The sequence below is a fragment of the Methylophaga thalassica genome, assembly GCF_030159795.1.
Taxonomy (GTDB): domain Bacteria; phylum Pseudomonadota; class Gammaproteobacteria; order Nitrosococcales; family Methylophagaceae; genus Methylophaga; species Methylophaga thalassica.
Map to the genome: position 1 here is coordinate 446,849 of NZ_BSND01000003.1, position 22,066 is coordinate 468,914.

Here is a 22,066-nt window from a genome sequence, read left to right on the forward strand (position 1 = left end):
AAGAATCTGCTTTACAGACAACTCCGATAATTTTAAAGAACATGTGTTTTATCGAACATCATCCTAAGTCTGTTTGCTGGGTCGATACCAGCTGAACAGGACAATGGCAATAATAAAGGTCAGCCACTCTGAAAGTGGTAAAGCGATCAGAAATTTGGGTTCGGGTAATAACCATGAGAAAAGCAGCAAAAGTAGAACCGGCAAAAATAAACCTCTTGATAATGCAATAACCATGGATGGAATGGGTTTTTGAATGGCTGTCAGGTAGATAGACATAATGACGTTAACGCCATTAATCAAAAATAATGGCCATAACAAAGCAATAAATTGTTGGGATAACTGCAGTGTCTGTTCTGCCGTTTCATCTAAAAACAGTTTGCTGATTTGTTCAGGGAAAAAGACTAAACAAAGCGTCAGGCTGATACTAATCAGTAAAATACAACTCAACGCAGTTAATAGAAACTGGCGGATACGCTGCACATTCTGAGCACCATGATTTTGGCTGACAACCAGATGCAATGCATCTGAAATACCGTAATACAGCATCAAACTGATAAAAATCAGATAATTGATAACCGCAAATGCGGCAATGCCTTCGACACTGAGTCGACTCACTAAAAGCCAGTTCAGCACTAAAATAACCAGACCCCCAGAGATTTCGTTAATAAACTCGGATCCACCATTAAACATGGCCGGTTTAATTTCAGACCAATGCTGTTGCGTTAATGAAAAAGAAAGTGTTTTTTTAGCACGTAAAAAATAACGACTTAACATTATTAACTGGATAATTTGGGCAATAGCCGTGGCTGCCGCTGCACCTTTAAGCCCCCAATCAAATACGATGATAAACAGTGCATCCAGAACAATATTGATCAGCGCGCCGCTTATTAATGCTGAAGAAGCCAGGGTTTGAGCATTATCCTGGCGAATAAAGTAATACATCACCATGGTGGATATTTGAACGACTAGCACCGCATTGATGATGTAATAGTAAGGCCGTATTAAAGTCAGTAAGGATTCTGGAGTGCCGAGAAATCCTAAAATACTGTCTGCAAAGAACCAGGAAAGCAGCATAAAGCTCAAACCAATCACAACAATGGCGATAAGACATTGGCTAAATACATCTGACGCAGCAGCAAATCGTTTTTGTCCAAGGTAATAACCGGCGCGAACGGCTCCACCTATCGATAACATCAGGGCCAGACCAAATATCAATGACAGATAAGGGATCATTAAATTAATGCCTGCCAAACCTTCAGCGCTAACAAATTGACCCACAAAAATACCATCGACAATGCTGGCGGTGGTAATCGCTAAAAGGCCTAAAATGGAGGGAATGGCAAACCGTAAAAAGGTGGGAATGATAGGGCCAGACAGGACGGCTTTATCCATGATATTTGTTATCCAGAAAAACGCTTTTTTCTATTCAGAAAGTTTTGGTCAAATTAATGCTTATATAAAACCGGTGACAGAGTGTCAGACAGTTTGTCGTATGTCACGTTTTTATCTACAGACTCGCTAGATTATCGTTTTGTGATAGTGAAATGCGTATAATATCCAGTCATTTGCTGAGCGCGTGACTCAAAGGCCAACATCATCTGCCAGCGGGAACAATGCATGTCATGCAAAATCTATGTTAACTGTTCGGGATGGCCACCGACGTCACTAATGAAAATGTAACTAAATGAAGAATATACGTAACTTTTCTATCATCGCCCATATTGACCACGGTAAATCTACTATTGCGGATCGCTTTATTCAAATTTGTGGCGGTCTGACTGCGCGGGAAATGTCACAACAAGTACTCGACTCTATGGATATCGAGCGCGAGCGTGGGATTACCATTAAAGCACAAAGCGTCTCACTGGAATATAAAGCCCGTGATGGTGAAACCTACCAACTGAATTTTATCGACACCCCTGGACACGTTGACTTTTCTTATGAAGTATCGCGTTCTCTGGCGGCCTGTGAAGGGGCCTTATTGGTTGTTGATGCCGCTCAAGGGGTTGAAGCACAAAGTGTGGCTAACTGTTACACGGCGATTGAACTGGGCTTAGAAGTCTTACCCGTACTGAATAAAATCGATTTACCTTCGGCTGAACCAGAGCGTGTTGCTCAGGAAATTGAAGATATCATCGGTGTTGATGCCATGGATGCGGTTCGTTGCAGTGCCAAAACCGGTATTGGTATCGAAGATGTGTTGGAAGAACTGGTAGCTAAAGTTCCTGCACCTAAAGGTAATCCTGATGGCCCTTTAAAAGCGCTGATTATTGATTCCTGGTTTGATAGTTATGTAGGCGTTATTTCCTTAGTCCGTATCGTTGATGGCTCGCTGAAAACCAAAGATAAAATCAAAGTCATGTCGACCGGACATGAATATCAGGTGGATCAGGTTGGTACCTTTACACCTAAGCGCACACCCTGTGATGTGCTGGACTGTGGTGACGTAGGCTACGTTATTTCAGGTGTGAAAGAAATTGATGGTGCGCCGGTAGGTGACACATTGACCCATGCACATCATGGTGCCGATAAGATGTTGCCAGGCTTCAAAGAGGTAACGCCACAGGTTTATGCCGGTATTTTCCCTGTCAGCAGTGATGACTATGAGAATTTCCGCGAAGCTTTATCTAAACTGCGTTTAAATGATGCCTCATTATTTTTCGAACCAGAAAGTTCACAAGCCTTAGGCTTCGGCTTCCGTTGTGGTTTCCTCGGCCTTTTGCATATGGAAATCATTCAGGAGCGTCTGGAGCGGGAATACGATCTTGACTTGATTACCACAGCGCCAACCGTTGTGTTTGAAGTGCTGAAGAAAAATGGTGAAGTCGTTCGCGTTGAAAACCCATCATCACTACCGGATATTGGCACGATCGAAGAAATTCGTGAGCCAATCGTCAGAGCTGACATTCTGGTACCACAAGATCATCTAGGTGCGGTCATTACCTTGTGTGTCGAAAAGCGCGGTGTACAGAAGAATATGCAATACATGGGTAAACAAGTGGCCTTGACCTATGAACTTCCAATGAATGAAGTGGTCATTGATTTCTTCGACCGTGTGAAATCTGTCAGCCGTGGTTATGCCTCGCTTGATTACCACTTCGTCAGATTTGAACCCGCCAATCTGGTTAAGCTGGATATCATGATTAATGGTGAACGTGTTGATGCGTTGTCGTTGATTGTGCATAAAGACACCAGTGTCAGTCGCGGTAGGTTATTAGTAGAAAAAATGAAAGAGCTTATTCCTCGTCAAATGTTTGATATTGCGATTCAGGCGGCGATTGGAGGTCATATTATCGCGCGCTCGACAGTCAAAGCGATGCGTAAGAATGTATTAGCAAAATGTTACGGTGGTGACGTTTCTCGTAAACGTAAATTGCTGGAAAAACAAAAAGCAGGTAAAAAACGGATGAAATCAGTCGGCAAGGTGGACGTTCCACAAGAAGCTTTCCTCGCCGTTTTACAACTGTCAAAGAATTCATAAAAAGGTAGGAGCGTTAAACAGTGAGTTTTCCCGCAATCATGGTTTTACTGGTAGCCATTACTGGCTTGATTTGGTTAATCGACAAGCTGTTCTGGGCCCCACGTCGTGATAATGATGCAAAAGAACCTGTGGTGGTGGAATACGCACGTTCATTTTTTCCGATTATTCTCCTGGTGCTGGTGATTCGTTCATTTATTGCTGAACCTTTCCGAATTCCCTCATCATCGATGGTGCCAACCTTGCACATTGGTGATTTCATTCTGGTGAATAAATTCTCATATGGCATTCGTTTACCCGTTCTTAATACAAAAATTTTCGATACAGGTGAGCCACAACGTGGAGATGTCGTGGTGTTTCGTTATCCGGTGAAAAAACATAAAGACGATCCGGATATTGATTACATCAAACGTGTTGTAGGGCTGCCTGGCGACAAAGTCGGTTATTTCAATAAAACGATTTATATTAATGGTAAACCTGTTGCACAAGATCCGCGCGAAAAGCCGGAAAGCATGATCAATATTGCTGCGCCTGGTTCAGAATTACGCGCTGAGCAATTAGGTGAACATAACCATTTAATACTGGTTGAACCTGGCATTAAACGGGTGGAAGGCGAAACGGTAGTACCTGAAGGACACTATTTTGTAATGGGTGATAACCGTGATAACAGCAACGATAGTCGTTACTGGGGCACTGTCCCTGAAGAAAACCTTGTTGGTAAAGCGTTCCTTGTCTGGATGAGTTGGGACTGGAATGAAGGCGGAATTGTCTGGAATCGTTTAGGTAAGTCCATTGAATAAGGAGATTGTGATGAAACACCAGCGTGGTATGACATTAATTGGCTGGGTCATTGTCATGGCCTTGATCGCTTTCTTTGTCACATTAGCGATTCGTTTGGTGCCGATGTATCAGGAATATTATGGTGTGGTTCAGATTATGGAAGATATGAAAACCGAACTGCGTAATAACAACTTATCCAAAAATGAAGTGCAAACCTTGCTTTCCAAGCGTTTTAATATTGGCTATATCAGCAGTGTAAAGCGTGATGATGTTGAAGTATTTCGTGGTAAGAATAAGGCATATGTGACCAAGATTGTCATTGATTATGAAGTCAGAAAACCGTTTTTTGCCCAGATTGATCTTGTGGGGCATTTCCACAAAGAAATTGATGTAGAGCCACAGCTATAATGATAACCCAGCGGCAAAAAGCCCTGTGCAAACAGTTAAAAGTAGAATTTAAAGATATCGCCTTCTTACAACAGGCATTAACGCACCGTAGCGCAGATCCAAAAAATAACGAACGTCTGGAATACTTGGGTGATGCTATCCTGAGCTTTGTGATAGCTGAAGAGTTATTTAACCGGTTTCCTCAGGTTAAGGAAGGAAAGTTAAGCCGGTTAAGAGCGTCTTTAGTGAAAGGTGAAACACTCGCTGAACTTGGCCGAGAGCTAAAGTTAGGTGATGTGTTGATACTGGGGCCCGGCGAGTTAAAGAGTGGTGGCTTTCGGCGGGAGTCTATTCTGGCTGATGCTGTCGAAGCTATCCTGGGCGCACTTTATCTGGATAGTGGCCTGACCCCGGTTAAAGATCTTATTTTAAGATTATTTGCTGAAAGATTAGATGCGATCGACGTCACAGAAACGGTCAAAGATCCCAAAACACGCTTACAAGAGTTATTACAGAGTCGTAAGCAGCCCCTGCCTTTGTATAGCGTGAAAGAATTAAAAACCGATAAAAAACAACCGGTATTTGAAGCTTCCTGTCAGATTACCTTGCTGGATAAGGTCGTGGTTGCTCAAGGTAGCAGTCACCGAAAAGCTGAAAAGAAAGCCGCTGAACGTGCCTTAACTTTAATTGAAGGTAAACAATGAACTCAACACCATTTCGTTCCGGTTATATCGCTATTATCGGTCGTCCTAATGTCGGCAAATCGACATTAATTAATCGTATTCTTGGCCAAAAACTGTGTATTACTTCGCGTCGGCCACAAACTACTCGCCATCGTATTCTGGGCATTAAAACCACTGACAAGGGGCAATTCATCTATGTGGATACACCCGGTATGCACAGTGATGGCAAAAAAGCGATGAACCGTTATATGAATCGTGCTGCGGCTGCCTCGATTGATGATGTGGATGTGGTGTTGTTTGTGGTGGAAGGTCTGAAGTGGACAGAAGATGATCAGCGCGTATTAAAACGCATTCAACAAGATGCACGTTCGCCGGTTATTTTAGTGTTAAACAAAGCAGATAAATTATCAGATAAATCTGATTTATTACCACAAATACAAGAGCTTGCACCCCAGTATGATTTTGCTGCTGTTGTGCCTATTTCTGCACGCAAAGGTATGAATACCGACGTACTGGAACAGGAAATAGCCAAGTTAATGCCGGAAGGCGAGATGATCTTTGATGAAGATCAGTTAACCGATCGCAGTTCTCGATTTCTGGCCGGTGAAATCGTTCGTGAAAAATTATTCCGTTATCTTGGGCAGGAACTGCCTTACTCACTCACTGTAGAAATTGAGCAGTTTGAGGAAGAAGAAGGCATGTACCGGATCGGCGCTGTTGTTTATGTTGAGCGTAGCGGTCAGAAATCCATCGTGATTGGTAAAAAGGGTGAACAGCTCAAACTCATAGGCCAGGATGCACGACTGGAAATGGAACAGTTATTCGGCTGTAAAGTCTTTTTACAAATCTGGGTTAAGGTGCGTGAAGGCTGGTCTGACAACGAACGTATGTTAAGAAATCTGGGTTATAACGACGATTTGTAGTGGTCGCTTGTGGAGCTGACATCAGCCTTTATTCTACATCACAGACCGTATCGGGAAACCAGTTCACTGGTCGATGTGTTAACCCGTGATCATGGTCGTGTAAGTCTGGTGGCCCGGGGGCTCAGGCAGACAAAAAAACGGTCATCATTGATACAGATATTCCAGCCAGTATGGTTAAGCTGGTATGGCCGTGGTGACTTAGTGACCTTAAGTCAGATAGAAAAAGATGAGCCCGGTTATCGTTTGCTCGGAAATGCCAGTTTGTGCGGGCTTTATATGAATGAGTTATTGGTGAAATTACTCCCTGTTCATGAAGCTGAACCAGACATTTTTGATGCCTATCGCCAGGCTCTCTCTTCGCTCCAGCAAAAGAATAATGAGCAGATTACACTGCGTTTATTTGAAAAAGCCTTACTGAGTCATCTTGGTTATGGCTTGGCCTTAACGGTGGATGCCGAGTCGGGAGAAGCGATTGAAGAGGATGGTATTTATATCTACTACCCTGACAGCGGTCCTCGACGTGTATTCGGTCAGCGTCTGCAAAATACGGTATCAGGACGAAGTCTGCGTCATCTCGAACAAGAAGCCGGGTTTGATGAGCTTAGCCTGAAAGAAATCAAACATATGATGCGGTCAGTGATAAATTATTATCTGGGCGGCCGGACTTTACATAGCCGTCAGTTATTTGCTGGTCTTAATCAATTTAATACAAAAACAAACTGAGTTTGGAGATTCATGTCTATTTATCTAGGTGTCAACATCGATCATATCGCCACATTACGTCAGGCCCGTGGTACGCGCTATCCAGATCCTATTCAGGCGGCGATTGAAGCGGAACAAGCAGGGGCTGACAGTATTACTCTGCATTTACGTGAAGATCGTCGACATATTCAGGAACGCGATGTGGCGATGTTAAGCGATATCCTGCAGACAAAAATGAATCTGGAAATGGCGGTAACGGAAGACATGCTGGCGATGGCCGAAAAATATCGTCCGGCAGATTGCTGTCTGGTACCCGAAAAACGTGAAGAACTGACTACCGAGGGTGGGTTGGATGTAGCGGGGCAATTATCTCGCATGCAGCAGGCTTGTCAGCGTCTAGCAGAGGCAAATGTGCGTGTTTCGTTATTTATTGATCCTGATCTGGCTCAAATCGAAGCCGCTATTGCCTGTGGTGTGCCTGTGGTGGAATTACATACAGGCCGTTATGCTGATGCAGAAACGGATGCAGAAGCCGAGCATGAGCTGGCGATTATTGCACAAGCGGCGAAACAAGCTCATGAAAGAGGATTACAGGTGAATGCCGGACATGGTCTGCATTACCACAACACACAGAAAATCGCGGCAATACCTGAACTGGTGGAATTAAACATCGGTCATGCCATCGTAGCTCGCTCGGTTTTTACTGGGTTTCAGGCAGCCGTGCGTGAGATGAAACAATTGATGCAGGATGCACGCCGCAGATGATTATCGGCATTGGTACGGATCTGGTTCATATTCCCCGAATGCAGGCCTTACTCGATAAACATGGTGATAAATTTGCTGAGAGAATACTCAGTGATGCTGAGTTCAGTGAGTTCAAATTACAGCTCAAACCGGCTAATTTTTTAGCAAAACGTTTTGCAGCAAAAGAAGCGGCAGCTAAAGCTATGGGAACAGGTTTTCGGGATGGTTTGAGTCTACGCCATATCAGTGTCAAAAATGATCCCCTTGGCAAACCAGAATTACAGTTTGAGAGAGTAGGACTTGAGCTGAAACAGAAAATGCATATTGATAAGGCCATGTTAAGCCTGAGTGATGATCATGAATACGCGATTGCTTATGTCGTTTTAATGGAAGCAAATTGATGAAATCTTACCCGACCATTGAAGCCTTTATCGGCCACACACCTTTAGTCAGATTACAGCGTATTCCTGGTGATAGCACTAATACGATTCTGGTTAAGCTGGAAGGCAATAATCCCGCTGGTTCAGTCAAAGACCGACCTGTGGTCAGTATGATTCAGCAAGCTCAGCTCCGTGGTGATATCACGCCGGGTGATACTTTAATTGAAGCAACCAGCGGTAATACCGGTATTGCATTAGCGATGGTCACGGCTATTTTGGGTTACCGGATGATTCTGATTATGCCGGAAAACAGTAGCGCTGAGCGTCGTGCTTCCATGAAAGCCTATGGTGCTGAACTGATTCTGACCGATGGGATGGAATCCGCCAGAGATTTAGCGCTACAGATGCAAAAAGAAGGCAAAGGCAAGGTGCTAAATCAGTTTGGTAACTTTGATAATCCGCTGGCCCATTATGAAACAACGGGTCCAGAAATCTGGGCTGATACACACGGTGAAATTACCCACTTCGTTAGTTCAATGGGAACCACGGGTACCATCATGGGCACATCGCGATATTTAAAAGAGCAAAATCCAGCGATTCAGGTGGTTGGCGTTCAGCCCGCAGAAGGCGCTAATATTCCCGGTATTCGTCGTTGGCCTCAGGCTTATTTACCTGAGATTTTTGAACCAGAACGTATTGATATGACATTAGATGTCACGCAAGATGAAGCTGAAACCATGATGCGTCGTCTGGCGGCTGAAGAGGGAATTTTTGCTGGTGTATCATCAGGTGGGGCATTAGCCGCCGCCATGAAAGTTTCTGAACAGGTAGAGAATGCGGTGATTGTCAGTATTGTCTGTGATCGCGGCGACCGTTATATCTCAACAGGCGTTTTCCCTGCCTGATAATGAAATATCTGACGCTAAAGTCAGTATTCCTGTGGCTATGTATATGGTCATTGCCTGTATTGGCCATTAATACGATTCAAATTAATATTGATCATAGCTGGGCAGAAAAATTTGATGCAAAAGATCTGAAAACCGCTGTCCGGTTTACCTCTGAAGGCCTGAAACTTTCAGGGCAGGCTGCCCAAATCACTTTACCGGCCCCGCTGAATCAATTACACAATGTAACATTTGAGTGTGCTAACGCGGCCTGGCTAACAGAGGGCTTTTCCTGTCAGTCAGGCACCTTACAGTTTTTTCAAGCTGAGTTAGGCCAGCAACGCGTTCAATTTAGTATTGATGCTAATACAGAAGACGAACACTATGATCTGCAGCTACAAAATCTGAAATTAGATGGCGGTACGATAAATCTTGCTGTTAACCTTGCTGAGCAGCAGTGGAATGCGGATATTGATGCTCAGAATATCTCGTTATTAGCATTACAGAAATGGCTACCCCAATTCATGGATAAACATTACCTTGATGCTGTCATTGACTGGCAGCCACAAGGGCAAGTATCTGTTCAAGCTCGTCTTGATGGAAACACACTGGGAATAGTGTCTGGCATCGCAAAATGGCAATTCACTGACTTGGGTTTTAGTAATGCGACAGCAAGCCAGGTGGCTGAAAATATCGCGATGCAGGGAGAAGTGTCCTTAGATAATTCGGATGATACTTGGGACTTTGTTGTTTCATCTTCGTTGACTGCTGGTCAGGCCTACAGCGATCCCGTGTTTGTTGATTTATCGGTTTCTCCTATCACACTGAGTGTACAAGGCAAATTTGAAACCCAGACAAATCACTGGACTTTGGCGGATATTAAGTTAAGTCAGTCAGAAGAGTTCAGCTTAGAGGCTCTCGCTGAGGTCACGGATAACGTGCCGACGAAAGTGGAAGCGGATGTCACCATAAGCACGCTATCGTCATTTTATCCAACATGGGTAAAACCTTTTATGGTGGGTACCGCGGCTGCCAATTTACAGGTATCAGGTCAGGTCTCATCATCGCTCAGTTGGTCTGATAAGCAGTATCAGCTCACAGCTACACTGGATAAGGTAAATGTTACGGATAGCCAGCAACGCTACAATGCTGAGAATTTAAATGGCGAGCTGGTCTGGACCAATAAACAAACCCCTTTGGATGGTCATTTATCCTGGCAGCAAGCCAAGCTTTATGCCATTGATATTGGTGCGGGTCAGTTGCATGCACAAACCGTTAAAAATGGCTTTAAATTAGTCGAGGAAACCAGCATTCCTGTTTTGGATGGTGAACTGCAAATTAACCAATTGAGTTTGCAGCAGCAAGAAGATAAGCAGATAACATGGTCATTTGATGGTTTATTGTTACCGATATCCATGGAAAGTTTAACCGAGGCGCTGGGTTGGCCAACAATGCACGGTAAGTTATCTGGCGTGATTCCTCATGTGCGTTATCAATCACATAAACTCACCATTGATGGTGCGTTACAGGTCAAAGTCTTTGATGGCACAACAGTTATTCGTGATTTACGTTTAACCGATCCTTTAGGTGTATTACCACAACTGTATGCCAATATTGATATGAACGATTTGGATTTAGCCTTGTTAACCAAGACCTTTGATGTCGGCAAGATTACCGGACGTGTTACTGGAGAAATCTATAACTTGCGTTTGTCTAACTGGCAACCTGTGCAGTTTGATGCCAAGTTGGCGACCTCTAAAGATAATCCGGGAAAACGCATTATCAGTCAGCGTGCCGTGGATAATTTAACGCAGGTCGGTGGTGGCGCGACAGGGATGATTTCGAGAAGTTTTTTACGTTTTTTTGATGACTTTTCTTATAAACGTTTAGGACTGTCATGTCATTTACGGAATGATGTTTGTGAAATGGCTGGCATCGAAGATGCTGATCAGGGGTACTATATTGTCAAAGGTGGGGGCGGGTTACCACCATGGATTGATGTGATTGGCTATACGCGTAGAGTGGACTGGGCTGATTTATTAGAACGTATCAAAGCGGTACAAAATAGTTCTGGACCCATTATTGAGTAAGGAGAGGTTTATGCATTTAATGAAGTGGTTAACGGGCACGGTGTCGGGATTAATGTTGGTTTCATGTGTCACCATTAATATCTATTTCCCAGCGGCAGCGGCTGAAAAAGCAGCAGACAGAATTATTGAAGATGTGTGGGGCCCAGAAACACAACCTGCAGATACGGCTGAACCTGACAAGCAGGATAAACAATCGTCAACATCAGACTCCAGGCTGCCACTGGCTATGTCTGTGTTGAACTGGATGGTACCGCAGGCTGAAGCGGCAGGTGCGGATATTAATATCAATTCACCTGCTATCAATGCATTACAGTCGAATATGAAAACACGCCATGAAAGTTTGAAGCCTTTCTATAATAGTGGTGCGATAGGGTTAACTGATGATGGTTTTATTACTCTACGTGATGCCAAGTCTGTACCGTTAAAAGACCGTAACCAGTTAAATAGTCTGATTGCCGCCGAAAATAATGATCGTAAAGCGCTCTATGCTGAAATCGCCAGAGCAAACGGTCATCCGGAATGGCAGGATGATATCCAACAAACCTTCGCACAGCGCTGGATTAGTAATGCAGCAAAAGGCTGGTGGTATCAGCAGGGTGGTAGCTGGAAACAAAAATAAATACAGCAGATTGATTATAATAATGACGTCCAGTGGCGTGAAAGCGTCACTGGACTTTTTATTTTTCAGAGATAAGAGATAAAAGATGGCAAGACGTAGCCGCAGACAAAGAATACCGCAAGAACCCGTTACAGCAGAGATTGAGTCGTTATCACACGATGGTAGAGGCATCGCTCGAATTGAAGGTAAAACCGTTTTTGTGGATGGCGCCTTAGCCGGAGAAAAAGTGAACTTTCAATATAGCCGGGTTCTTAAAAAATATGATGAGGCACGTACGGTAGAGGTGCTGTCTGGCGCTGATGATCGCGTAGCAGCAAAATGTCAGCATTTTAGTATTTGTGGTGGCTGCAGTTTGATGCATATGTCACCTGAAGCACAGTTGGCTCATAAACAAGCCACATTGGCTGAACACTTCACTCACTTTGGTAACTTAAGCCCTGAACAGTGGTTAGAACCTTTAACAGGTCCATTATGGGGATATCGTCGTAAAGCACGTTTAGGCGTGAAGTATGTCGCGAAAAAAGAACAGGTTCTGGTCGGTTTCAGAGAAAAGTCTTCACCTTATATTGCCATGCTAGAGCAATGTGAGGTCTTAGATCCTCGAGTGGGTCATCGTTTAACGGATTTAGCGTCATTAATTGCTGGGCTTGAAGCCTATAATCGTATCGCTCAGATTGAAGTGGCGATGGATGATGAGCATGTGGCGTTAGTTTTTCGCAATCTTGATGCATTATCTGAGACGGATAAAAATGCACTGATTAGCTTTGGTCAAAGCAATAATTTATGGATTTATCAGCAACCGGGTGGTCCGGATACCGTGTCCTTATTATGGCCTGAGTCAGCTCAGCTCAGTTATGCGCCGGAAGCAGGGTTGAACTTACAGTTTGATCCGAGCGATTTTACTCAGGTGAATGCCGGTATTAATGAAAAAATGATCCAGCGAGCCATGAACTTACTGGACGTACAAGCTGATGATCGCATTCTTGACCTATTTTGTGGCTTAGGTAATTTCACTTTACCGTTGGCTAGACGTGTTAATGAAGTGGTTGGTGTCGAAGGTGATGCGGCTCTGGTACAGCACGCTAAAAATAATGCACAGCTAAATGGCTTAAAGAATGCTGAGTTTGAACTGGCCGATCTGACACAAACCGAGCTCAAAGATTATCATTGGGCGGAAAAAGGCTTTAATAAAATTCTGCTCGATCCGCCCAGAAGTGGGGCGTTTGAAGTTTTACATCAACTCGCTGCATTAGGTGCTGAGCGCCTGGTGTATGTGTCTTGTAATCCGGCGACATTGGCACGTGATGCGGGTGAGCTGGTGAATCAGCATGGCTATATTATGGAATCAGCAGGCATTATGGATATGTTTCCTCACACAACACACGTTGAGTCGATAGCCGTTTTTACAAAAAAACGTTAAAAATTTTATAACTAGTACCAAGGTACAATTGTCCTGATCAAAACTAAGGTAATACAATGCATCGCACTGGGAGTTATTCCCATGTTTTTATCAAATATTAAGGGTGGTATTTGATAAAAAAGTCTGTAGATGGCTGATTAATTTTACGTTTTAGTACCAAAGTACAATTGTTCAGCTAATGACGAATCACTAATATGTATTCTGCAGGTAGTGATTGCATATTGAACAGTTAAGCCAACCTTGGTGTGAGCCATGTGACGGAAAGCCACGGATCTTTTTTAAAGATGGCCGGGTTGCATAGTAAATAAGGATAATTCTATGAAATTTTACAAATCGGCTATGTTAGTAGCTGCTATGTTGCTAGGTTTTTCAAGTGTTGCTTCAGCAACGTTTTATCATGGTGGGCATCATCATGGAGGTTGTGGTAATGATGGTTCAACATGTGATAACCCTCAAGCTTATTCAACGACATTAAACGCTAAAGTAACTAACGAAGATCATGATTAATGGGGAACTTTCTGGGACTCTTCAGAGGCGTATATGAGCTTTGAAGCCATCAATGAGCCTACTTTAGAAATTACTTCGGCTACTTTATCAGTTAAATCAAATGCCAACGGTTCATGGTTCTCTGATGGTTTATGGACATTAGATAATTATTTCCCATACCTGACATACGTTGGTAAATTAGATGGTGGCGTTGATGTATTTCAACTAAGTTCAAACTTATTTGACGAAGTGCTTGCTGGTATCACCTTCAAAGCTATTTTTGATAAAATAAAAGAAGATGTTTTCTGGGCTGAATTAACAGTGGATGGTACATACTGCCCACCTGTAAGTGAAGTACCTGTTCCAGCAGCATTATGGTTATTTGGTTCTGGTTTGATGGGCTTTACAGCGATGCGCAGACGTAAAAAAACTGCCTAAGCTAAGACAGAATACCGTATGATAAAAGCCGCGATTCCATCGCGGCTTTTTTTATGGCTGAACAACTCAAAAATAAACTCAATACTGCAGCAGTTCACGAGCTAGGCTCACTGATTGATTTAGTGTGGCCAGACTTTGCTGTAACTGATTTTATTGAGACAGCATTACTCAAACTGGATGAACTGGAGCTCAAAGCACGTGCAGACTATCTTGCTAGGAGTTTGCATGTTTACCTGCCTGATGATTATGTTGATGCGATAGCTATTCTGTTACAGGCTTCTGAATACCTTAGAGAAGAACAGTTTTCTGGTTGGGAACATTATTTAGCCTGGCCATTAATTGACTATGTTGCTTTATATGGCATCGACCACCTCCATGTTTCTTTTGCTGCATTAGAAAAATTAACCCCATTATTTACCGGCGAGTTTGCCATTCGGTTTTTTCTATTGGCGCATTTTGAAGAAACCTATTTGCAAATGCTGCAGTGGGCTGAACATGAGAATGAACATATCAGGCGATTAGCCTCTGAAGGCATTCGACCACGTTTACCTTGGGCACCACAATTAACTGATTTACGTGATGACCCAACACCAATATGGCCGATTCTTGAGAAGTTAAAAGGTGATCACAGCCTCTATGTCAGGCGTTCTGTTGCTAATAACATCAATGATATTAGTAAGGATCATCCTCAAATGGTGATTGATATTTGTTCAGAGTGGAAACAAGCAGCTTCACAAAACATAAACTGGGTGATTCGCCATGGTTTACGGAGTTTGGTGAAACAGGGAAATGCTGATGTTTATCCGCTGTTAGGTTTTAGTCAGTCGGTGGATATTGAACAGCCATTACTTCGTCTTTCCCATAGCCGATTATTATTAGGGCAGGCGCTGGTGCTGGATTTTCGGTTACGAAGCAAGCAGGCGCAGTATGTAGTACTAGACTACCGGATACGTTTTGTTGGGGCTGCTGGAAAAATGACGAGAGAAAAAGTCTTTAAATGGAAAAATATACGTTTAGCAGAAGGCGAATATCTCCAAATGCAAAAACGACATACTTTACAGAAGATATCGACCAGAAAATATTACCCGGGCATACACGAGGTTGAGTGCCTATTGAATGGCCAGTGTATTGCCCGGGCGAGTTTTGAGTTGCTTATGCCCTAAAGGCATTAAGACATGATAAGGCCATAGGCAACCAAGGCAAGCCAAGCAACTGACATCACACAAATTAATGCGGCAAAGTTATCATGAATATAGTGTTCAATTTTTTCCATCATCGTCTCCTCACTGAGAATATTGTGCTGTTTTAAAACAGCGTGAGGTTATTATTCGCCTGGCACAGATATTAGGCATTGACCTAGATCAAAAATGAATAACTTGTCGAATGGAAATAAATTTGGACATAAAAAAAGCCAGTCGATGACTGGCTTTTTAACGATACCGCTGATCGGCTTAGTTGTTATATAGGCCGAAAGCAATCAGTGACAACCAAAAAACAGTAAAGCCAAGAATAATATGTGGAAATTTTTCTATCAGCAGTTTATCAATTTTTTTTAACATGTTTTTTTCTCGTAGTTCAATAGGTTATACAATTTTTAGCTTATTATTATGGGCTTAAGATAGCAGTTATTTCACTTTTATGCCAGCTTATCATCAGCAATATGATAGTGCGGATCTTCCATCACATTCACTTCAATCAGATCAGCTGCATTGTTGAGTAATTGTTTACACTCTTCACTTAAATGTCTTAAATGCAGCGTTTTTCCAGCTTTGATGTAACGTTCTGCCAGTGAGTCAATCGCTTCAATGGCTGAATGGTCGTAAACGCGCGAGTTTTTGAAATCAAGAATGATGTCGTCAGCATCATCATTTTTCGGATCAAATAAGTCATTGAAGTTACGGACTGAGCTAAAGAATAATGGCCCGTTCAATTCATGAACGATAGAACCTTGTTCATTTTTATAACTTTTCAGATAAATGTGTTTGGCGTGTTGCCATGCAAATACCAGCGCCGACATGATAATGCCAGTAATTACCGCGATAGCCAGATCAGTAAAGACGGTAATAACGGCGACGGAAATACCGATAATGGCATCAGGTAATGGGATACGTCCAAGCAAACGGAAACTGGCCCATTCAAACGTACCTAATACCACCATAAACATGACGCCTGTCAAAGCCGCAATCGGAATGATTTCGATAAGTGGCGATGCAAACAGAATAAAGCACAACAAAAACAGCGCGGCAGAGATACCGGATAATCGACCACGGCCGCCGGAGTTAATATTGATCATACTTTGACCAATCATCGCACAACCGCCCATACCACCAAAAAATCCTGTGACTGTATTCGCCACACCTTGGCCAATACATTCTTTATTGGGGCGGCCAGTGGTTTCTGTGATTTCATCAATGAGAGTGAGGGTTAGTAAGGACTCTGTTAAACCAATAAACGCTAAGATAAAGGAGTAGGGGGCAATAATCAGTAATGTTTCCAAGTTGAAGGGGACCATCGGAATACTGAACTCTGGAAGGCCGCCGGCAATAGAAGCTATATCACCTACATTACGAATATCAAGATGCAGACCAATTGCCACTAACGTGACAACAATAATAGCGGCTAAAGATGAGGGGAAGGCTTTGGTCAGTTTGGGTAAGAAATAGCTGATAGCCATCGTTAAAGCGACCAGACCTAACATCCACCATAGCGGCTCACCAGACAACCATTGTTCTTCACCATTTTCGCCTGTGACTTTGAATGATTTGAGCTGGGCAAGGAAAATCACCATGGCCAGTCCGTTTACAAATCCGAGCATGACCGGTAATGGTACGATACGAATAAATTTCCCCAGCCGGAATATGCCTGCCAGGATTTGTAAAACGCCCATTAAAATCACGGTAGCAAACAAATATTCAACACCGTGCTGTGCAACCAACGCCACCATGACAACAGCTAAAGCCCCTGTCGCGCCTGAAATCATACCTGGACGGCCACCGATAGCGGCTGTAATTAAACCCACAAGAAACGCGGCATATAATCCGACTAACGGTTCAACACCTGCGACAAAAGCAAAAGCAACGGCTTCTGGCACCAGGGCTAAAGCAACAGTGAGCCCGGACAGCACATCATTTTTTATGTTCTGTGGACGTTTTAGTAACAGATTAAACATAGAATCCCTTTATAAACCAAACTGAGCTATGACTCATACACACCATGCATGGCAGGTGTTAGACGTTATTTATTTTGATTTTGACTGAGTCATGAGAGGTAAGCCTTCGATGAGGAAAGGCTTGAAAAGGCAGTAATTATCGCTGAAACACCCGGTTAAGTCTAGTTTTTGACTAAATTTACTCCTTTAATAACAAAGAGCTAAGCGCATATTTTTGTTGGGGAAATTATTAAAAATAATACTTGCTCAAACGGAATAAATTCTCTATATTTTCTCTTCTCAATATTTTCTCTAAAAGGAAGAGATGATGCTGACTGAACGTGAACAAGATACTTTGGATTTTATTCGTCATTATATTGATGAACAGGGACGTTCACCGTTAGTTTCTGAGATTGCCAAAGGCTTAGGGATTAAGTCTCAAGGTACCACTCACCGCTATATTCAGGCATTAGTGGATGCCGGGCTGCTGGAAAGGCATGTTGGAAGAACACGTGGCCTGCATTTAACGGATCAGCCTGATACCGCTCCCCAGATAGCGGTCACTTTGCCAGTCAAAGGCAAAATTGCAGCCGGTCGTTTAATTGAAGCTGTCGCAGATGAGTCCGAAATTGATTTGAGCGATATGTTTACTGGCAAAGGTCGCTTTGTTCTGAAGGTCAACGGTGACTCGATGATAGATAAGGCCATTATGTCGGGCGACTATGTGGTGGTGCAATCACAGCCGACTGCACGTCATGGCGATATTGTTGTGGCATTGGTGGATGGGTTTGATGCGACTTTGAAAACCTTATTAATCAATAACGATGGTACCGTGACATTAATGCCTGCCAATGTGAACTATGAACCTGTTACTTTGCCAGCCAGTCGAGTCAGGGTACAAGGTGTCGTGGTTGGACAGCTACGGACCTACCCTTAATTAATGGCCTTTGATTCATCTGCACCGTGGTCAAGGATGATCGCCTTAATTGATATGGATTGTTTCTTTGCTCAAATTGAACAAATGGATAACCGTAACTGGTTTAAGAAACCTGTTGCTGTCACTAATGGTACACAGGGAACCACCATCATCACTTGTTCATACGAAGCCAGAGCGTTTGGTGTGCATACCGGTATGCGTCTGAAACAGGCCAGGCAGTTATGTCCTGGCCTCATTCATGCTCCTTCACGTCCTTATCGCTATGCTGAGTTATCAACCCGAATTATGGAAGGGCTCATCGACATTACCCCTGATGTGGAAGTGTTTAGTGTGGATGAAGCGTTTCTCGATTTAAGTCGTTGCCAAAGCTTATATCAGGGGGCGACAGATATTGGATATTTGATTAAAAAAAGAGTTTGGCAAGTGTCTGGTTTACATTGTTCGATAGGGATCAGTGGGGATAAAACCACAGCTAAATTCGCTGCCAAAAAGGCTAAACCTGACGGACTAAAAGTGATTCATCCAGACTTGGCTGCTGAAGTGCTGGCATCAGAAGTGGTGACGGCACTGAGTGGTATTAATAAAGGCATTGGCCGCTTTCTGAGACATTACGGTGTAGAGCGTTGTGGTGATATGAAAAAAATACCGATGAGTTTACTGGCGAAACGCTTTGGTCATTTAGGCAGGCGAATATGGCTAATGGCGCAGGGACTGGATCCGGAACCTTTAAATTTTAATGTTAAAGCACCTAAGAGCATCGGTCATGGAAAGGTTTTGCCACCTAAAACGGCTCAAAAAAATATTATATTGACCTATTTACAACATATGTCCGAAAAAGTCGCAGCCAGGATGCGTTGTTTTTGTTATCAGGCAGAGTGTTTTTTTATTGGCTTAAAAACAGAGAGAGGCTGGCTTAAAACAAAAGCACGTGCGGGTGTCTATACTGATGATGGACAAGTGATTTACCAGCTATGTAAAGCCTTTGTTGATTTTTACTGGGCGGGGCAAGGTGTGTGGCAAGTACAGGTGACAGCATTATCGCCTCGGCAAGGTAAGCAACTGGACTTATTTGCACAGCCCGATCTGCAAAGAGAACATCTTAATCAGACGGTAGATAAAGTGAATTATCGTTATGGCGAGCTGACTTTGGCACCGGCCAGATTATTACAAAAATCCACCATGCCCAACGTGATTGCCCCGGCATGGAAACCCAAAGGTCACCGAAAGACCATATAAAAAAAGCCGGCAACAGGGCCGGCTTTTTTTCAAACTTAATAATACGACTTATTTTTTCACATGATCACGCTGGTAGTAATAATTGGTGGCCTCAACAAAGCCGTCAATACTACCGCAGTCGAAACGATGACCTTTAAATTTCAGTGCCAGAACACGTTTTTCTTTTGCTAGTGTGCGTATGGCATCGGTGATTTGGACTTCACCGTTAGCACCCGGCGGCGTTTTTTCAATGTATTCGAAAATATCTGGTGTTAACACATAACGACCAATAATACCCAACTGACTTGGGGCATCTTCTGGTTTTGGTTTTTCCACCATGTCATCGACTTCATAAACGCCGTCTTCGATTTCACGACCGGATATCACACCATAACTACTAATATTGTCACCGGGGACTTCTTCAATGGCGATAACACTGCAGTTATATTTTTCATAGAGTTCAACCAGCTGACCTAGGGCACGTTTGGATACGTTTTCGTCAGTTCGTGCGCAAAGGTCATCAGCTAAAATAACAGCAAACGGTTCATCACCAATAATAGGTTGTCCTGTCAGGATGGCGTGACCAAGACCTAACATTTCGCGTTGTCTCATGAAGATAAAGTCACAGGTATCCATGACCGCACGGATGTCTTCGAGATGCTTTTCTTTACTAGTACCGCGAATCTGATGCTCTAATTCATAACTGGTATCGAAGTGATCAGCAATGGCGCGTTTGCCCCGGCCTGTAATAAACCCAACTTGATTGATACCTGCTTCAATGGCTTCTTCAACACCATATTGAATTAAGGGTTTGTTAACAACAGGAAGCATTTCTTTGGGCATGGCTTTAGTCGCCGGCAGGAATCGTGTGCCATAACCTGCTACAGGGAATAGACATTTACGAATTTTTTTAACTGGTTGCATTCATTGTTCCTTATTTTTTTATATAGCTTAGCTGATAGGTATGAAAGTCTGATGACAATACCTTAGCCGTTGGTAATCCATGATACTTGGTATGGCGCAACTGTAATAACGTCAGATGAACCATCTAGAATAACACCGCTAATCAGGTCCCACCATCGATCCGTGACAACTAAGTTTAAGTTTGCGATACGCAGTGGTTGTTCGGTATCTGTAATGTTATATATGCAGAAGATGCTTTGTCTTCTGTCCATACTTTGTCGCCAGAAACCGAACAGTTTTTCACCAAGGTGCAGTGTAAACTGAGTGGCATTAGGATGAAAAGCCCGTTGTTGTTTTCTTAAATGAATGAGCTTTTTGAGTAAACCCGATACCTGAGCATGTTGCGATGTTGGTGTACTCAGTTCTGCCATCAGGGCCTCTTCATCCCATTCATGGCGGTTGATAGAACGGTTTTGTTCGGTTTGTTCTAACTTGTGAACATCATTGCTGGTGGCAAGTAAACTATGAATATAAATGCCGGGAATTCCTTCTAAGGCCAACATGATGGCATGTGCGCAAATAAAACGGTCTATATTCCACTCATCTTTGCCTGAAGTCGTTCCTTGCAGCGCGTCAAATAATGAAATATTGATTTCATAAGGTTTTTTAACGCCATTCTCACCTTCACGCCAGGAAATACGACCGCCGAATTGCTGCATAGTACTGATTAATGAGGCAATTTCTGCTTCGCTGAGTAATCCTTCAGCTGGTCTTAGGCCAATACCATCATGTGAAGCAATAAAATTAAAGTAGGCCGTGCCATGTTGTGCTGGCGGCATGCTCATCAGCCATTGTTTTAAATAAAAACAATCGCCCGTAACGAGCGTGTTTACCAGTAACGGTGGTAATGAAAAATTATAGATGCAGTGTGCTTCATTGGCATTACCAAAATAACTCAGGTTTTCCCGGTTAGGAATATTGGTTTCAGTAATGATCACAGCATCGGGATCGGCATGCTGGATCAGGCTTCGCATCAAACGGACAACTTCATGGGTTTCCGGCAGATTAAGGCAGTTCGTGCCAATTTTTTTCCATAAAAAAGCGACAGCATCCAGCCGGAAAATATGAACGCCTTTATCCAGATAAAAACGAACGATATTAATAAATTCCTTCAGAACTTCAGGATTACGGAAATCGAAGTCGACTTGAGTATGGCTGAAGGTACACCAGACATATTGAGTCCCGTCATGTGTTTCAGTCTCGCGTAATAACGGGCTGGTGCGTGGCCGAACAACCTGACTGATGGGGGCTGAAGGTGATGTAGTAAAGAAATAGTCATGGCCAGGTCCATCGCCTTTAATGAAATTCTTAAACCACGTACCACTGCTGGAGCCATGATTGATAACAAGATCTGCCATGAGACGATAATCATTGGCGATAGCTTCGATGTCGTCCCAGTCTCCCAGCGCTTTATTGACTTCGTAATAATCCATTACCGCAAAGCCATCATCAGAACAGTAGGGGAAAAATGGCAAAATATGCACACCATTGATATAGCCACTGACTTCTTTGTCCAAGAAACGGTGTAAGGTTTTTAAAGGTGCTTCCCCTTCCTTTTTAACACTGTTGCCGTAAGTAATCAGAATAACGTCATTTTGATCCCAGTTATTTCTGTGTGAAACACTTTCTTTGTAATCCTGATTCAACCGCATAATGTTGATGATGTCATCACATAAAGCGGGGAGTGAAAGCTCCGGTGAAGTATCAGCATAAATCGCGGTGAGATGATGGAGAACTGTTTGTTTTAATTGCTGTAGTTGCTCATCATTAGGTGTCATGTTCAGTGTCC

Annotated in this window: 21 protein-coding genes and 1 riboswitch; of the genes, 17 read left to right on the forward strand and 4 right to left on the reverse strand. The window is 43.2% G+C overall.

From position 1 onward, the window contains the following. Nucleotides 1-63: 63 nt before the first annotated feature. Nucleotides 64-1,392 carry an MATE family efflux transporter gene (locus QQL60_RS02305; RefSeq protein ID WP_284722273.1) on the reverse strand — a complete coding sequence of 443 codons (1,329 nt, stop codon included), beginning with the start codon at nucleotides 1,390-1,392 and terminating at the stop codon, nucleotides 64-66. A gap of 292 nt (nucleotides 1,393-1,684) precedes the next feature. Between QQL60_RS02305 and lepA the strand changes: the two genes are divergently transcribed. From lepA to QQL60_RS02380, 15 genes are all read left to right on the forward strand, one after another. Beyond that, complete coding sequence (gene lepA / locus QQL60_RS02310) at nucleotides 1,685-3,481, forward strand: translation elongation factor 4 (RefSeq protein WP_007145690.1); 1,797 nt, start codon at nucleotides 1,685-1,687, stop codon at nucleotides 3,479-3,481. Between the two features lie 20 nt (nucleotides 3,482-3,501). Next, nucleotides 3,502-4,278 carry a signal peptidase I gene (gene lepB, locus QQL60_RS02315; RefSeq protein ID WP_007145689.1) on the forward strand — a complete coding sequence of 259 codons (777 nt, stop codon included), beginning with the start codon at nucleotides 3,502-3,504 and terminating at the stop codon, nucleotides 4,276-4,278. A 10-nt stretch (nucleotides 4,279-4,288) separates the two neighbouring features. Further along, nucleotides 4,289-4,666, forward strand: coding sequence for a DUF4845 domain-containing protein (locus tag QQL60_RS02320; protein ID WP_284722274.1), 378 nt, complete (start codon nucleotides 4,289-4,291; stop codon nucleotides 4,664-4,666). Next, entirely contained in the window at nucleotides 4,666-5,349 is a 684-nt protein-coding gene (gene rnc, locus QQL60_RS02325) for a ribonuclease III (protein WP_007145687.1), read from the forward strand. The genes QQL60_RS02320 and rnc overlap by 1 nt, the downstream gene beginning before the upstream one ends. Then, on the forward strand, nucleotides 5,346-6,251 hold the full coding sequence (gene era, locus QQL60_RS02330; RefSeq protein WP_284722275.1) for a GTPase Era: 906 nt from the start codon (nucleotides 5,346-5,348) through the stop codon (nucleotides 6,249-6,251). The genes rnc and era overlap by 4 nt, the downstream gene beginning before the upstream one ends. A gap of 9 nt (nucleotides 6,252-6,260) precedes the next feature. Further along, nucleotides 6,261-6,974 (forward strand): DNA repair protein RecO, encoded by a 714-nt coding sequence (gene recO, locus QQL60_RS02335; RefSeq protein WP_284722276.1) that lies wholly within the window; start codon nucleotides 6,261-6,263, stop codon nucleotides 6,972-6,974. A gap of 12 nt (nucleotides 6,975-6,986) precedes the next feature. Next, entirely contained in the window at nucleotides 6,987-7,718 is a 732-nt protein-coding gene (gene pdxJ, locus QQL60_RS02340) for a pyridoxine 5'-phosphate synthase (RefSeq protein WP_284722277.1), read from the forward strand. Then, a complete protein-coding gene (acpS, locus tag QQL60_RS02345) occupies nucleotides 7,715-8,098 on the forward strand; it encodes a holo-ACP synthase (RefSeq protein ID WP_273182161.1) in 384 nt (127 codons plus the stop codon). Before pdxJ ends, acpS begins: the two co-directional genes overlap by 4 nt. Continuing rightward, nucleotides 8,098-8,982, forward strand: a complete 885-nt coding sequence (cysM, locus tag QQL60_RS02350; RefSeq protein WP_284722278.1) for a cysteine synthase CysM — start codon at nucleotides 8,098-8,100, stop codon at nucleotides 8,980-8,982. The genes acpS and cysM overlap by 1 nt, the downstream gene beginning before the upstream one ends. A 2-nt stretch (nucleotides 8,983-8,984) precedes the next feature. After that, nucleotides 8,985-11,051 carry a translocation/assembly module TamB domain-containing protein gene (locus QQL60_RS02355; protein WP_284722279.1) on the forward strand — a complete coding sequence of 689 codons (2,067 nt, stop codon included), beginning with the start codon at nucleotides 8,985-8,987 and terminating at the stop codon, nucleotides 11,049-11,051. A gap of 10 nt (nucleotides 11,052-11,061) precedes the next feature. Next, nucleotides 11,062-11,670, forward strand: a complete 609-nt coding sequence (locus tag QQL60_RS02360; protein WP_007145679.1) for a YdbL family probable chaperone protein — start codon at nucleotides 11,062-11,064, stop codon at nucleotides 11,668-11,670. A gap of 85 nt (nucleotides 11,671-11,755) precedes the next feature. After that, on the forward strand, nucleotides 11,756-13,090 hold the full coding sequence (gene rlmD, locus QQL60_RS02365) for a 23S rRNA (uracil(1939)-C(5))-methyltransferase RlmD (protein WP_284722280.1): 1,335 nt from the start codon (nucleotides 11,756-11,758) through the stop codon (nucleotides 13,088-13,090). Between the two features lie 223 nt (nucleotides 13,091-13,313). Further along, nucleotides 13,314-13,391: riboswitch (cyclic di-GMP riboswitch) on the forward strand. Nucleotides 13,392-13,408: 17 nt separating this feature from the next. Next, complete coding sequence (locus QQL60_RS02370; RefSeq protein WP_284722281.1) at nucleotides 13,409-13,597, forward strand: hypothetical protein; 189 nt, start codon at nucleotides 13,409-13,411, stop codon at nucleotides 13,595-13,597. A 33-nt stretch (nucleotides 13,598-13,630) separates the two neighbouring features. Continuing rightward, nucleotides 13,631-14,014, forward strand: a complete 384-nt coding sequence (locus tag QQL60_RS02375; protein WP_284722282.1) for a VPLPA-CTERM sorting domain-containing protein — start codon at nucleotides 13,631-13,633, stop codon at nucleotides 14,012-14,014. A 53-nt stretch (nucleotides 14,015-14,067) separates the two neighbouring features. Then, nucleotides 14,068-15,177, forward strand: a complete 1,110-nt coding sequence (locus QQL60_RS02380; RefSeq protein WP_284722283.1) for a DNA alkylation repair protein — start codon at nucleotides 14,068-14,070, stop codon at nucleotides 15,175-15,177. A gap of 473 nt (nucleotides 15,178-15,650) precedes the next feature. Here the strand turns inward: QQL60_RS02380 and QQL60_RS02385 are convergent, their stop codons facing one another. After that, nucleotides 15,651-17,183 (reverse strand): SulP family inorganic anion transporter, encoded by a 1,533-nt coding sequence (locus QQL60_RS02385; RefSeq protein WP_284451710.1) that lies wholly within the window; start codon nucleotides 17,181-17,183, stop codon nucleotides 15,651-15,653. Nucleotides 17,184-17,487: 304 nt separating this feature from the next. Between QQL60_RS02385 and lexA the strand changes: the two genes are divergently transcribed. Then, complete coding sequence (gene lexA / locus QQL60_RS02390; RefSeq protein WP_284722284.1) at nucleotides 17,488-18,099, forward strand: transcriptional repressor LexA; 612 nt, start codon at nucleotides 17,488-17,490, stop codon at nucleotides 18,097-18,099. 3 nt (nucleotides 18,100-18,102) lie between these two features. Beyond that, on the forward strand, nucleotides 18,103-19,335 hold the full coding sequence (locus tag QQL60_RS02395; protein ID WP_284722285.1) for a DNA polymerase Y family protein: 1,233 nt from the start codon (nucleotides 18,103-18,105) through the stop codon (nucleotides 19,333-19,335). Between the two features lie 48 nt (nucleotides 19,336-19,383). Here the strand turns inward: QQL60_RS02395 and galU are convergent, their stop codons facing one another. Next, a complete protein-coding gene (galU, locus tag QQL60_RS02400; protein ID WP_007145670.1) occupies nucleotides 19,384-20,238 on the reverse strand; it encodes a UTP--glucose-1-phosphate uridylyltransferase GalU in 855 nt (284 codons plus the stop codon). Between the two features lie 62 nt (nucleotides 20,239-20,300). Continuing rightward, nucleotides 20,301-22,055: a sugar phosphorylase gene (locus QQL60_RS02405; RefSeq protein WP_284722286.1), complete on the reverse strand. Its 1,755-nt coding sequence runs from the start codon at nucleotides 22,053-22,055 to the stop codon at nucleotides 20,301-20,303. Nucleotides 22,056-22,066: the final 11 nt, after the last annotated feature.